Source organism: Sphaerisporangium sp. B11E5, assembly GCF_039871875.1.
GTDB lineage: Bacteria > Actinomycetota > Actinomycetes > Streptosporangiales > Streptosporangiaceae > Sphaerisporangium.
In genome coordinates this window covers 21,951-33,907 of the sequence record NZ_JBDPMD010000061.1, presented here as the reverse complement: position 1 = coordinate 33,907, position 11,957 = coordinate 21,951, and the positions used below count along the sequence as shown (strand labels likewise).

At 69.2% G+C, this 11,957-nt stretch carries 9 protein-coding genes; 6 read left to right on the top strand and 3 right to left on the bottom strand.

The window, feature by feature from the left end; all coding sequences use genetic code 11:
* Window positions 1-79 precede the first annotated feature (79 nt).
* The 6 genes from ABGB17_RS34550 (at window position 80) to ABGB17_RS34525 (ending at window position 6,370) form a co-directional block, all read left to right on the top strand.
* Window positions 80-1,273 carry a histidine kinase gene (locus ABGB17_RS34550; protein ID WP_347637779.1) on the top strand — a complete coding sequence of 398 codons (1,194 nt, stop codon included), beginning with the start codon at window positions 80-82 and terminating at the stop codon, window positions 1,271-1,273.
* 94 nt (window positions 1,274-1,367) lie between these two features.
* Window positions 1,368-2,159, top strand: a complete 792-nt coding sequence (locus tag ABGB17_RS34545) for a LytTR family DNA-binding domain-containing protein (RefSeq protein ID WP_347637753.1) — start codon at window positions 1,368-1,370, stop codon at window positions 2,157-2,159.
* Window positions 2,156-2,536 carry a hypothetical protein gene (locus tag ABGB17_RS34540; RefSeq protein ID WP_347637752.1) on the top strand — a complete coding sequence of 127 codons (381 nt, stop codon included), beginning with the start codon at window positions 2,156-2,158 and terminating at the stop codon, window positions 2,534-2,536. Before ABGB17_RS34545 ends, ABGB17_RS34540 begins: the two co-directional genes overlap by 4 nt.
* The gene (locus ABGB17_RS34535) at window positions 2,533-4,263 is read left to right on the top strand and encodes a cation acetate symporter (protein ID WP_347637750.1); all 1,731 of its coding nucleotides are present in this window, start codon (window positions 2,533-2,535) and stop codon (window positions 4,261-4,263) included. The genes ABGB17_RS34540 and ABGB17_RS34535 overlap by 4 nt, the downstream gene beginning before the upstream one ends.
* A 210-nt stretch (window positions 4,264-4,473) precedes the next feature.
* Window positions 4,474-4,767 (top strand): DUF485 domain-containing protein, encoded by a 294-nt coding sequence (locus tag ABGB17_RS34530; RefSeq protein ID WP_347637777.1) that lies wholly within the window; start codon window positions 4,474-4,476, stop codon window positions 4,765-4,767.
* Window positions 4,760-6,370, top strand: coding sequence for a cation acetate symporter (locus ABGB17_RS34525; protein ID WP_347637748.1), 1,611 nt, complete (start codon window positions 4,760-4,762; stop codon window positions 6,368-6,370). Before ABGB17_RS34530 ends, ABGB17_RS34525 begins: the two co-directional genes overlap by 8 nt.
* A 175-nt stretch (window positions 6,371-6,545) precedes the next feature.
* On the opposite strand, the gene ABGB17_RS34520 is transcribed toward ABGB17_RS34525, so the two are convergent.
* Genes ABGB17_RS34520 through ABGB17_RS34510 form a run of 3 tightly spaced genes read right to left on the bottom strand, consistent with a single transcriptional unit; the run spans window position 6,546 to window position 11,657 of the window.
* Window positions 6,546-7,082, bottom strand: a complete 537-nt coding sequence (locus tag ABGB17_RS34520) for a hypothetical protein (protein WP_347637746.1) — start codon at window positions 7,080-7,082, stop codon at window positions 6,546-6,548.
* 31 nt (window positions 7,083-7,113) lie between these two features.
* A complete protein-coding gene (locus tag ABGB17_RS34515) occupies window positions 7,114-11,337 on the bottom strand; it encodes a trypsin-like peptidase domain-containing protein (protein ID WP_347637744.1) in 4,224 nt (1,407 codons plus the stop codon).
* A 2-nt stretch (window positions 11,338-11,339) separates the two neighbouring features.
* Window positions 11,340-11,657 carry a CU044_2847 family protein gene (locus ABGB17_RS34510; RefSeq protein ID WP_347637742.1) on the bottom strand — a complete coding sequence of 106 codons (318 nt, stop codon included), beginning with the start codon at window positions 11,655-11,657 and terminating at the stop codon, window positions 11,340-11,342.
* Between the last annotated feature and the right edge of the window lie 300 nt (window positions 11,658-11,957).

The following is an 11,957-nucleotide window of genomic DNA, read 5'->3' as shown; positions in this document are numbered from 1 at the left end:
CGAGCGGCGGGCGCCGTTCGTCCACAGGAGGGTGCGGGTGCGGCCTGCGGCACGGCGGCGTGCAGTAGGCTCCGGCGGCGTGGAACCGCTGTTCGCGCTGCCCCTGCTGCTGATCCTCGCGGGGGTGCCCGCGATCGTGTTGTGGCGGGTGCTGCGCGGGCGCCGCGAGCTCGGCACCGGCCCGGCGGAGCGTGCCACCTTCGAGACCCTGCACACCGCCTCCCTGGCCGCGCCGCCGCTGCGGGCCGGGCTCACCGCGGCGGGCGCGCTCAAGGCGTCCCGCCACCTGCGCGAGCTGCTCGGCTCGCCCGCCATCGCGATCACCAACGGCGAGGAGCTGCTGGTGTACGACGGCGCGGGCGACCACCACGCCCCGCAGGCCTTCGCCCACGCCGAGGCCACCCTGCGCGACGGCCGCACCCAGGTGCTCGGCCCGGACACCGTGGCGTGCGACCGCCCCGAGTGCCCGGTGCGCCACGCCGTCGTGGTGCCCCTCACCACCGACGACCGCGTGGTCGGGTCGCTGGCCGCGTACGGCGACCACGCCTCGGCCGGCCTGGTGCGGGCGACCGGCGAGGTGGCCCGGTGGGTGGACTCCCAGCTCGCCCTGGCCGAGCTCGACCGGTCCCGCACGCTGCTCATGGAGGCCGAGGTGCGGGCGCTGCGCGCCCAGATCTCCCCTCACTTCATCTACAACTCCCTCACCACCATCGCCTCGTTCGTCCGCACCGACCCCGAGCGGGCCCGCGAGCTGCTGCTGGACTTCGCCGACTTCACCCGTTACTCCTTCCGCAGGCACGGCGAGTTCACCACCCTGGCCGAGGAGCTGCGCTCCATCGACCGTTACCTCACCCTGGAGCGGGCCCGGTTCGGCGACCACCTGCGGGTGTCGCTGCGCATCGCGCCGGAGGTGCTGCCGGTCGCCGTCCCGTTCCTGTGCCTGCAGCCTTTGGTCGAGAACGCCGTGCGGCACGGCCTGGAGGGCAAGGCGGGGGAGGGCCGCATCACGATCATCGCCGAGGACGCGGGGGCCGAATGCGCGATCAGCGTGGAGGACGACGGCGTGGGCATAGACCCCGACCGGCTGCGGCGCATCCTGTCCGGCGACACCGACGAGCGCTCGGGGGCGGGCGGCGTGGGCCTGGCCAACGTGGACGAGCGGCTGCGCCAGGTGTACGGCGACGAGTACGGCTTGGTCGTGGAGACGGCCGCCGGCGCGGGCACCAAGATCAACGTGCGGCTGCCGAAGTACCGCCCCGGCGTCTCCGTATAGTTACCCGCCGAGGCCCTCCACCCCGTTGACTTACCTCGCCTGATTCATCACTCTCTAGGGAATTCGGGTGTGCGACGGGTGAATGGAAGTGGATGTGACCGGCCTGCGCGTGCTGGCGGTGGACGACGAGCAGCCGGCGCTGGAAGACCTGGCCTACATGCTGCGCGCCGATCCTCGGATCGGCGAGGTCGCGCTGGCCCGCGACGGCGCCTCGGCCCTGAAGATGCTGGACCGCGCGATGGCCGACGGCAAGCCGGTGGAGGCGGTGTTCCTGGACATCCGCATGCGCGGCCTGGACGGCGTGGTGCTCGGCCGGCTGCTCGCGCAGTTCGCCCGGCCGCCCCGGGTGGTGTTCGTCACCGCCTACGAGGAGCACGCGGTGGACGCCTTCGAGATCAAGGCCGAGGACTACCTGCTGAAGCCGGTACGCCCCGAGCGGCTCGCCGAGGCCGTCCGCCGGGTCTGCGCCAACCTGCCCGGCGCGCCCGGTGCCCCCGCTGCCCCCGGCGGGGCGTCCGACGCCACACGCCCGCCCCCGGAGACCGAGACCATCCCGGTGGAGCTGGCGGGCGTCACCCGGTTCGTCGCCAGCTCCGACGTGCGGTACGTCGAGGCGCAGGGCGACTACGCGCGGCTGCACACCGCCACCGGCAGCCACCTGGTGCGCATCCCGCTGGCCGTGCTGGAGGAGCGCTGGGCCGCCGGGGGGTTCGTCCGGGTGCACCGCAGCCACCTGGTGGCACTCAAGCACATCGACGAGCTGCACATCGACTCCGGCCGCTGCACCGTGCGCATCGGCGACACCGAGATCCCGGTGAGCCGCCGGCACACCCGCGAGCTGCGCGACCTGCTGGTGCGGCGGGCCAGGAAGGGCCGCGCCGAATGACGCGGACGCCCGAGCGGCCGCGCCGTGAGGTCGTGACCAGCCCGCGCACCACGGCCGCGCGCCGCCCCCGGTACCCGGCCACCATGGAGATCGACGAGCAGACCCGGCTCGGCGAGGTGTACATGCGCTCGCTGGTCCGCACCCAGTTCCGCCTCGGGCTGTTCGTCTGCACCGTGCTCGGCTGCGTCGTCGGCGGGCTGCCGCTGCTGTTCCTGCTGGTGCCCCACCTGCGCGACCTGCGGGTCGCCGGCCTGCCGCTGCCGTGGGTGGTGCTGGCCGGGCTGATCTACCCCGCCTTCGTGGTGGGGGCCTGGTTGTACGTCCGGCAGGCCGAGCGCAACGAGCGCCACTTCTCCGACCTGGTCGAACGCCAGTGAGTCCCGCGCTCGGCCTGGCGGCCGTGGCGGTCGTCGTGGTGGCGGCCATCCTGATCGGGGCGTTCGGGCTGCGCCTGTCCCGCACGACCTCCGACTTCTACGTGGCCTCCCGCACCGTCTCGCCGCTGTGGAACGCCTCGGCGATCGGCGGGGAGTACCTCTCGGCGGCGTCGTTCCTCGGCATCGCGGGCCTGATCCTCGCCTACGGCGCCGACATGTTGTGGCTGCCGGTCGGCTGGACCGGCGGGTACCTCGTGCTGCTGGTCCTGGTGTCGGCCCCGTTGCGCCGCTCGGGGGCCTACACCCTGCCCGACTTCGCCGAGGCGCGCCTGGAGTCGATGGCGGTGCGGCGCATGGCGAGCGTGCTGGTCGTGCTGATCGGCTGGTTCTACCTGATGCCGCAGTTCCAGAGCGCCGGGCTGGTGCTGCGCATGGTCACCGGGGCGCCGCCCTGGGCCGGCGGTGTGCTGGTCGCCGTGGTGGTGGCGGTCAACGTGCTGTCCGGCGGCATGCGCTCCATCACGTTCGTGCAGGCGTTCCAGTACTGGCTGAAGCTCACCGCGCTCGCCGTGCCGCTGGTGTTCCTGCTGTTCGCCTGGTACGGCCAGGGGCGGCCCGACCTCGGCGGCGACGCCCCGCCGGTGTTCGCCGAGCGCACCGCCGTCGCGGTCGGCACCGACGTCACCGTGCGGGTGCTCGCCCCGGTGGAGGTGACGGTCACCGGCGAGGTGGACGGCCGCCGGCTGCGCGACGCCCCGCTCACCCTGACCCCGGGGGAGCACCGGGTGCGGCACGACACCACGGTGACGTTCCCCGCCGGGGCCCCGGTGCCCCACATGGACGACCTGCCGGTGCTGAACGACCAGCAGTGGCTGCTGCCGCTGCAGGGCCGCGAGCACCCGCTGTACACGACGTACTCGCTGATCCTCGCGACGTTCCTCGGCACCATGGGCCTGCCGCACGTGCTGGTGCGTTTCTACACCAACCCCGACGGCCGCGCCGCGCGCCGCACCACCCTGGTGGTGCTCTCCCTGCTCGGCGCCTTCTACCTGATGCCCGCCGTCTACGGCGCGCTCGGCCGGCTGTACACCCCCGAGCTGCTGATGACCGGCCGCACCGACGCCGTCGTGTTGTCCCTGCCGGGGCGGCTGGTCGGCGGCACCGCCGGGGAGTGGCTGACCGCGCTCGTCATCGCCGGGGCGTTCGCCGCGTTCCTGTCCACGTCCTCCGGCCTCGCGGTGTCGGTGGCCGGGGTCATCGGGCAGGACATCCTGCGCGGGGGAGTGCCGTCGTTCCGCGCCGCCACGTTGCTCGCGGTGGCCGTGCCGCTCGGCCTCGCCATGGCGGCCCGGTCGCTCTCGGTGGCGGACGTGGTGGGGCTGGCGTTCGCGGTGGCGGCGTCGTCGTTCTGCCCGCTGCTGGTGCTCGGCATCTGGTGGCGGCGGCTCACCACCACCGGCGCCATGGCCGGGCTGGTCGCGGGCGGCGGGCTGGCCAGCGCCGCGGTGATCGCGGTGATCGTCGGCGGGCCGTACACCGGCTGGACCGGCGCGCTGCTCGCCCAGCCCGCGGCCTGGACCGTGCCCATCGCGTTCGTCGTGATGATCGCCGTGTCGCTGTTCACCCCCGGGCGGGTACCGCGGGGGGTGGCCCGTACGATGGTGCGGCTGCACGCGCCCGAGGCGCTGAACGTCGACCGCGGCGACTGGCGGCCCCGTTCGACCTGACCGGCTTGTCGGCATGGACCATTCGTCGCGTGGAACGCCCCTTTCGGCGCACCGCTCGCCCCCGTGACCGAGCGTTAGGTACGGCTTGGCGACGGAAGCGCGCCGGGGCCTGCGCCGCCCTCACTCCCCTCCTACCGTAGGCGTGATCCAAGTCACAACGTGGGAGGTTTTGTGGCCACGCGACATGACGAGTCATCGGTATATGAACAGATGCAAGCCAGTCCCGATTTCCAGGAACTGCGCCGGCGTTACCGTTCGTGGGCCTTCCCGGTGACCATCGCCTTTCTGGTCTGGTATCTACTGTATGTGATCTTGTCCGGCTTCGCGCGGGACTTCATGGGCACCAAGGTCTTCGGCAACATCAACGTCGCCCTGATCTTCGGCATTCTGCAGTTCGTGTCGACGTTCCTGATCGCTTGGGGGTACTCGCGGCACGCCGCCCGCAAGCTCGACCCCCTGTCGGACAAGCTGCGCGCCGACATCGAGGGAGGCACGCATGAGTGAGCAGGCGCTCGGCATCGTCCTGTTCCTGTTGTTCGTCGCCGCGACGCTGGGCATCACCTTCTGGGCGAGCCGGCACACCAAGAGCGCGGCCGACTTCTACGCCGGAGGCCGGTCGTTCAGCCCCGTGCAGAACGGCCTCGCCATCGGCGGCGACTACATGTCCGCCGCGTCGTTCCTCGGCATCGCGGGCATCATCGCGCTGTACGGCTACGACGGCTTCCTGTACTCGATCGGCTTCCTCGTCGCGTGGCTGGTGGCGCTGCTGCTGGTCGCGGAGCTGATGCGGAACTCCGGCAAGTACACGATGGCCGACGTGCTGGCCTTCCGGATGAGCCCGCGCCCGGTGCGCACGGCCGCCGGCGTCTCCACCATCGTGGTGAGCATCTTCTACCTGCTCGCCCAGATGGTCGGCGCGGGCGCGCTGGTCGGCCTGCTGTTCGGCATCACCTCCGACGAGGGCAAGGCCGGCACCATCGTGGTGGTCGGCGTCCTCATGATCATCTATGTGGTCGTGGGCGGCATGAAGGGCACCACCTGGGTGCAGATCGTCAAGGCCGTGCTGCTCATGGGCGGCGCCGCTCTGGTGACGATCATGGTGCTCGCGCACTTCGGCTTCAACCTGTCGGAGGTGCTCGGCACCGCCGCCGCGCAGAGCGACAAGGGCGGGGCGTTCCTTGAGCCCGGCCTGCGGTACGGCACCGAGGCCGCCGGCCTCGTCGGCAAGCTGGACCTGATCAGCCTCGGCCTCGCGCTGGTGCTCGGCACGGCCGGCCTGCCGCACATCCTCATCCGTTTCTACACCGTACCCACCGCCAAGGACGCCAGGAAGTCGGTCATCTGGGGCATCGGCATCATCGGCGTCTTCTACCTGCTCACCCTGGTGCTCGGCTTCGGCGCCGCCGCCCTGGTCGGCAGCAAGGCGATCTCGGCGCAGAACGCCGCGGGCAACACCGCGGCGCCACAACTCGCGGAGAAGGTCGGCCAGATCATCTTCGGCGACGTGGGCGGCACGATCCTGCTGGCCATCATCGCCGCCGTCGCGTTCGCCACCATCCTCGCGGTGGTCGCGGGCCTGACGCTGGCGTCGTCGTCCAGCTTCGCGCACGACCTGTACGCCCACGTCTTCAAGAGGGGCACCGCCACCGACCAGCAGGAGGTGCGGGTGGCGAGGATCGCCGCCTTCGCCATCGGCGCGGTCAGCATCGTGCTCGGCATCTTCGCCCAGTCGCTGAACGTCGCGTTCCTCGTGGCCCTGGCCTTCGCGGTCGCCGCCTCCGGCAACCTCCCGGCCATCATCTACAGCCTCTTCTGGAAGCGCTTCAACACCACCGGCGCCGTCTCCGCCATCTACGGCGGCCTGGGCTCCGCCCTGTTCCTGGTCATCTTCTCCCCGGTGGTCTCCAGCAAGAAGACCTCGCTGTTCCCGACGGCGGACTTCCACTGGTTCCCCCTGGACAACCCCGGCCTCGTCTCCATCCCGATCGGCTTCCTCGCCGGCTACATCGGCACCGTGCTCAGCAAGGAGTACAACGCCGCCAAGTACGCCGAGATCGAGGTCCGCTCCCTCACCGGCGCGGGCGCCGAGAAGGCCGTCACGCACTGACCCACCGCGGATCCACCCGGCCGGGGGCGCGCCGCCTCCGGCCGGACGGGACCACCCGGCCCTCGGGGTCCGGGTGGTCCTTTCTCATGTGAGCCGATCCGGGTCACTGGTCTCAGGCATCCCACAATCGAGCGGTGGGGGACCAGAGCCGTCTCGGCGACCGCAGTCGGTGAGCTCAACGAGGGGGCGGCGAGTTCAGGTCGAGCGTGAACGAGCACCCGGGCGCGTCGACGGGTGTGCACTCGAGGTAGTTCCAGACCTTGCCCGGGGGAAGGGACTGATCCGCCTCCAGGACACCGCCACGGAAGGTGTAGTGCACATGCCGGTCCGGGCGCGAAGGACAGCAATTGGCGTCGTTCGGCCCGAACTGGGGGAAGACCAAGGTAACGACGCGGCCATCAGAGCCCTCGACCGCTAGGATCTGCGCCCTGACCTCCCCTACCTTGTCGTCGCCGTAGAAGAAGTAAGCCACTTGGCAGTCCTTCGGCCAGTGAGGGCAGATGCCATGTGCTGCACGCAGCGGTCCCGGTTGCCGGCTGCCGTCATCGATGATTTTGGTTACTTTGTCCGCCTCCATCAGCCGTCGCACGGCGGCGGCGTCGTAGGCTGTTGCCGGGCTGGGGCTACTCGTTTCCCCCACCACGGCCGGCGTGGGGTCGGGTACGTTCACGCCTCCGGCGGCACAGCCAGCCAGAAGCGTCATGGTGAGCATCGCCGTACACAAGCGGAGCACCTGATCTCCTTTAGGAGCGCGAGCAGAGGGGTTGCTTGGTGGCGCCGTCGGGATAGTGGGCCCTTTCTCCCGGCGTGGGCTCACGATCGGCAAGCGCGCACAGGTGCCGGATCCAGACCTCAGGGGAAAACGCAAGCGTCCGGAGCACATCGTGCTCGGCTGCCACCGCGAACTGTTCACCGCTTGCTGACAACGCGTATTGAAGCGAGCTGTCGGCCGACGTCAAGATCGGTCCTACCAGGTTCACCCATGCCTCGTGTCCATCCGTGCTCATCACATGGAGTACTCCCCCTTCCTTGATGGTGATCAGGTGGCCGCCGCTGAAGCCGAGCAGCCGCGCCGACCCACTGGGATCTTCCGCGGAGATAACCTCGTGCCAGGTCTTGGACTCCCACACCGTGACACCACCGTTGGAATCCACCGCAGCGAGATGCTGCCCTGAGGTATCGAACCTGACCGACTCGGCGGGCTTCCCCGAGGCGGTCACCGCGACACCCAGGCGGCGGCGGTTCTGGATGTCCCATACCTCGACGCGTGGAGTTCCCGGCACGGTGACGGCAACCATGCGGATGGTGCTCGGCATGCGCATGGCGCTCTGCGGGCCGACCGGCGCGATCGCTATTCGGGCTTGGGAGAGCTGGCCGCCCTGGTCGCCGGGTGCGGTGAGCACGGTGAGAGGAGCCGCCGCCGGCACGAGGTTCACGGGATCCCACTGGGTGATGACACCGTCTTTGAGCACGACAAGCCGACCATCCGAGGCGCCGGCGATCTCGGGTACCGTGGCGGTCGAGGCCGCACCGGGGATCGGGATCGTGCCGTGAATGCCCAGTGAGGGCACCTCATGGATCGTCACACCCTGTGCGGTGCCTTCGGCGAGGAATCTCCCGACGAAAGCGAACTTGTGTGCGGACTGCGACGGGATCCGCGCCTTCCGCGTAGGCGGGCTTCCCGCATAAAGGGTCAGGGTGTCGCCGTATGTGGCCACGAGGTCACCGGAGACCTCGACGTCCTCTAATCCGAATCCTGGCAGGCCTGGCCGGATCGTACCTGCCTCCGCTTTCAGCACGGACAGGGTCGGCCCACTGGTGGTGATCAGTAGGCGGCCGCCGGCAAGGGGCAAGGGCCGCTGGCCGGGAGTCGCTATGTCGGGACCGATGCCGCCGGGTTCCCGCGTCCGGGCCTTGATCTGGTTGGCGGGCCGGATGATGGTGTCGAAGAGCAGGGTCGCTCGGGATCCGTCACTCATCGGAAAGGTCGCGTCCTTTTCCAGGCAGGACGGCAGGCGCCCGTTGTACGGCACACCGTAGGACACTCCCGTCAGTAGGTCGACAAGTCTCCAACTCCACAACGTCTCAACCTCGCGGATTTCCGCCTGGCACCCGAGCAGCACCTCGCCATCGCGTGATAGCACGCCATAGCCGGGAGGGGCGAAACCGGGTGCGACATCTCTGCGTCGCACCGACGGCGGGGTGCCCTCCCACATCGCGAGAAAAGTCTGGAAGTCGCCGCCACTCGCACCTACGCTGACTGTGAAAATCCGGCCCTCGGTGCCATTCCAGACGGCGGTGAAACGTTTGTGGCCGGCCACCTTGTCGGGGGTGAGGATCTGTGGCTGGGCGCCGGGGTCGCGTATGTCCCAGACAAATGCCCCGCGTCCGCTTGTCAGCTTGCCGACCAGATGTCTTCCGCTGGGGTCGAAACTGAGGGATTCGATCGACCGTTCCACCCCGGGGCGCAGTCGTGGGACAGCCAGCCGGGCGATCACCGTCACATCTCTGGTATCCCACAGCAGCAACTCACCGGTGAAGGTCGCCGTCGCGACCCGACGCTCGTCACGCGAGATGGCCGTTCCGGACACCTGACCAGGAACAAGTGTGTGAATTTTCTGTCCCGGCCACAGCAGTGCCGCTCCTGCCGCGGTGAGGATGACGACCTGCCGGCCATGATCGCCGGTCGCGTAGGCCTGAATGTTCCCATCCGGCAGGGGCAACACCTTCTCGACCGACCGCAAGCGCAGATACTGGTGGAGCAGATTGGTCCACGCTTCAGGTGTCGGCTCCGTTCGATACGCGGCGATGGCCGTCAATGCCGCGACGTCCGGAGCGGCCCGAGCATCGGCTGAGCGGGCGGCGAGCTGACGCGACGCGGAGACCCGCCGGCCGGCATCCGCGTCGCGATCCTGAACCCTGAGCAGGGTCAAGGCCGCGATCAGCACGACCATCATGACGATGGCCGCCGAGACCGTGCCCACCCTGCGGAGCAGCCGGCGACGGCGGGCGGTGCGGCTGGCCATGATGAACGCCCGCTCGTCCTCATTGAGATCGTCGCCACGCTCGGCAAGCCACTTCAACGCCCTGGCCAGCACAGATCCGCCGAGCAGTTCCGTCGCTTCCCGCCCTGCCGCCAGCCATTGCGCGGCACGCGCGGCGATGTCGTCCTGCCAGGTACGAAAATCGGTGTCCGCCCTCACCCAGTCCGCCAGCCGGGGCCACTCGCGAATCAGGGCGTCATGCGCCAACATGACGGTCCCCCCCGCCCGGGTGACCAAGAGACGTGATGAGGCAAGCCGAACAGCGACCGAGCGGCGGGCGGGGCTGAGGGAGTTGAGCGCCACCGGCTGCCCGGTGTGCCGCCCCGATCTGTCGGATCGGACCATTTGCCCGAACAGCCACCTGGCGGTGTCGTGCTGTCCCGGTGTCAGGACATCGCGCCAGATTTCTTCGGCGTAGTCGGCGAGAGCCCCGGTCACCCCGCGGATTTCCTCGTAAGCAGCGTGCGTCATCAGGCCGTTTGCCTGTCGCCGCCACAGTTGGTCGAGGGTGAACTGCAGCAGCGGCAACGGTTCGGCTGCGGGTTGCGCCTCCGCGAGCATGCGTTCGACCAACCCCGGTTCGAAGTCAACGCCCCACCAAGGCTCGATCGGGCCGGTGATCACCCGGCCGAGTGCCCTGTCGTCGAGCGTGCCCAGTAACAGCGGGTCGGCCGCCAGACGGCCGGCGACCTTCGGGAGGCGCAGCATCGTCTCCAGGAAGTCGGCGCGCACGGCCGCCACAACTCGTAGCCCTGGGGTTCGGGAGGATGAGTCATCGATGACCTCGAGAAGAGCCTCCAAGGTTTCCATGGACCTGCTGTCGTTACTGATCAGCAGTTCCTCCAAGGGGTCCACGATGACGACGATCTCCCCCAGCTGATCGTTGCACTCCTGGATCAGCTCGTGCATTCGTCCAGCGGCGAGTTCCTCCTCGACGGTGCGAGCGGACCGTTCGGTGAGCCACCGGTCATCGGTGGGATCCGATGCCACCTCAGGCTTCCCGGTACGAGCGGGGGCTGGGAGCAGGGCGGCGAAGCCACGCGCGAGGGTGGCCTGGAAAGAGGCGGTGGCGCGGGGCCGGAGCAACAAGACCGGTTTTCCCGACATACGTAGATAGGGCATCAACCCGGCCTGCAGCAGAGAAGTCTTGCCGCTGCCCGACGCCCCGACGACGCATATGCCCCTTCGGGTCTCGGCGAGACGGCGGAGCCTCGTCGTCTCCTGTTCGCGTCCGAAGTAAACTTCCGCGTCCTCCTCCCGAAACGCCGCCAAGCCTCGATACGGTGACGACGGCGTCGTAGCGTGGCGCAGCTCTGGCCAGGCATCGAGAAGACTGCGCGTGGACAGCGCATATCCCGTGCGTCTGCCCGCCTCGCTTTCCACCGCCACCACCATGCCCGCGACCGCTCCCAGCACGGTGTCGAAGACCGGCGCGCCGCTGAAGCCGCGCATCACCGGGAAGCCCGTCTGCCGGGAATCTTCGAGCTGTAGCCAGCCAAGACGCTGTGGAGCGAGGAGCTTCCCCTCACTCCACACGCCGGCGTCTTGGCCGGTAGGCATCCCGAAGGTGATGTACGGGTCCTTCCACACCTTCGTTGCGCGGGCCAACCGGAGCGGTTCGAGTCCGGCCGGCGGCGACATCAGCCGGAGCCCGGCGATGTCCCCCGACTCGTCATCGGCGATGTCCAGCCAGCACACCACCTCTGCCTCGACGAGCATGCCGGCGGCCACCAGTGGAAACTCCACCGCGATCCGTAGCCCGGGTCCCAAGGCCGCGAGGTCGCCGGCCGCCTCGGTGACTACATGCGCGCACGTGACGAGTTCGGCCGGGCCGACCAGAAATCCCATGCCCGCCGCCCGTCCATGTGTGTCACGCACCACCGCGACGGCTCGCGCCACCGGACCGGCCGCATCAGCATCCATGTCTATTCAGGGGCCTCACGCCAGATCAGCTTGACGACAAGGTGGCCTTCGACTCCGGTTCTCGCGATGACCGCCCCGGCCTCGGCAGTGATCTTTACCCCGAACTCGATTTCCACCTCGTCCGGACCGGTGCCGCGGAATGTCGCGAGAGTGGCACGGGCGGCGTCGCGCACCGGCTGGAGCGCCTCCTCCAGTGATGCGATCCCGGCGGAAACGATCTTGCCGGGACGCGCGGCTCGCTCTGGGCCCACGCCATCAGCCGATGTCTCGGCCAGGAAGTAACCCCCGCCTTCCAGGGGTACCCGCAACAGTTCACTCACGGTGGCTCCTACGATGTGGCGCCGGATTACGGATTTTAAACGATTAGTCGGCTGATGGGGCAAATCGAGATGGTTTAAGAGTCAAGCGCGAAGACAAAAGAGGATTAATGTCCGATTTTCGGTTGCTATGGGGAATTAAGTGCTGTATCAGCAATTGCAGCGTCCGTCTCGACGGCGTTTTGCACCTTCTGTAGTGTTCGGCCGTCCCTGTTGACATCGAGTCCCCGTCCCCAGACCGCGGCAGAATCCCACGGTCGCACCGTCGCGACGTGGATCCACGCGCCGCCTGGCACGATGCCG

Coding starts and splice junctions, on each gene's coding strand:
- ABGB17_RS34540 (WP_347637752.1), top strand. CDS start 2,156: ATGACGCGGACGCCCGAGCGGCCGCGCCGTGAGGTCGTGACCAGCCCG.
- ABGB17_RS34530 (WP_347637777.1), top strand. CDS start 4,474: ATGCAAGCCAGTCCCGATTTCCAGGAACTGCGCCGGCGTTACCGTTCG.
- ABGB17_RS34525 (WP_347637748.1), top strand. CDS start 4,760: ATGAGTGAGCAGGCGCTCGGCATCGTCCTGTTCCTGTTGTTCGTCGCC.
- ABGB17_RS34520 (WP_347637746.1), bottom strand. CDS start 7,082: ATGCTCACCATGACGCTTCTGGCTGGCTGTGCCGCCGGAGGCGTGAAC.
- ABGB17_RS34515 (WP_347637744.1), bottom strand. CDS start 11,337: ATGGATGCTGATGCGGCCGGTCCGGTGGCGCGAGCCGTCGCGGTGGTG.